Annotated in this window: 1 protein-coding gene; it reads left to right on the top strand. The window is 78.4% G+C overall.

The annotated features are described in order from the left end of the window. The coding region (locus BH719_RS09570; RefSeq protein ID WP_009743319.1) for a glycosyltransferase family protein at positions 1-612 on the top strand (612 nt) is incomplete at both ends.

The raw sequence follows: 612 nt of genomic DNA, 5'->3' as shown, positions 1-612 counted from the left end.
CCCACGCCCACACGGTGTTCCCGGGGGCGACCGTCGCCCGCGGGCTCGCCCGGCTGTGGGGCCGCCCCTACGCGATCACCGAGCACCGGCCCTCGACCCTGGACTCCCCGGCCTTCGGGGCCCGCTGCCGCCCGATAGCGGCCGCGGTGGCCGGGGCGGGCGCGCTCACCACCGTCTCGGACGGTTTCGCGCGCCGACTGGGGGAGCACTACGGGACGGGGGAGTGGGAGGCCGTGCCGCTGCCCGTGCCCGCCCTGTTCTTCGACGAGCCGCTGGGGGGCGCGGACAGCGCCGGAAGCGCCGACGGCACGGGGAGCGCGGGCGGCGCCGGTGGGGCGGGGGGCGCCACCGCAGCGGGGGTGGTGCGCTTCGTCCACGTCTCCCACCTCGACGGCAACAAGCGCCCCGGCCCCATGTGCGATGCCTTCCTGGAGGCATTCCCCCACGGGGGCGCCCGCCTCGACGTCGTCGGGGGCTCGCCCGCGCAAGTCGGGGTGCTGCGCAGCGCGGTGGGCGACCGGCCCGGCGCCGCCTCCATCCGCTTCCACGGCCGGATGGACAGGCGCGGCACCGCGCGCGAGATGGCGCGGGCGGACGTGTTCGTCCTCGCCA

The sequence above is a fragment of the Pauljensenia hongkongensis genome, from assembly GCF_001746855.1.
Lineage (GTDB): Bacteria > Actinomycetota > Actinomycetes > Actinomycetales > Actinomycetaceae > Pauljensenia > Pauljensenia hongkongensis.
The sequence above is the reverse complement of the archived record's forward strand: the minus strand, read 5'-3'. Positions and strand labels throughout refer to the sequence as shown.